Below are 431 nucleotides of genomic sequence, written 5' to 3'. Positions count from 1 at the left end.
GGTCTCGACGCCGTCGACGTCGACGTCGAACGACGCGTCTCCCGAAACCGTGTATGTCAGTTCGACCGACTCGCCCGCCGGCACCGACGGCCCCCACGAGACGAACCCCTCGCCGTCGAGGTCGACGACGCTTGCGTCCTCGGGGAGGTCCGACGGCTCGGCGGAAACGATGTCGGTGATCTCCGGCGCCTCGGTCCGGTCGGAGTGATTCTCGACGACGAGCGTGACGGCGTCGCCGTCGACCTCGCGCTCGACGCTCACGTTGTTCATAATCCGGGCGAGCGCGCCGTCGATGTTCGGCCGCGGCCGGCCCGTGACCTCCGAGAGCTTGTCGGCCATCTCGGGCAGAATCCGTCCGAGAACGTCCTGTTTCTTCCGGCGCTTCTGCATCGAGCGCCGCTTGTTGAGGTAGGATTTGAGGTCGCGGGCGA

The 431-nt window shown here is 67.3% G+C and carries 1 pseudogene; it reads right to left on the bottom strand.

Annotation, left to right across the window (positions count from 1 at the left end):
* Window positions 1–431 (bottom strand): annotated as a pseudogene (locus DEQ92_RS23030) (DNA topoisomerase VI subunit B); the annotation flags it as partial.

The organism is Haloferax sp. Atlit-6N, from assembly GCF_003383195.1.
In the GTDB taxonomy this organism is placed as follows: domain Archaea; phylum Halobacteriota; class Halobacteria; order Halobacteriales; family Haloferacaceae; genus Haloferax; species Haloferax gibbonsii.
Note: the sequence above shows the minus strand (reverse complement) of the source record. Positions and strands in the feature narration are given on the sequence as shown.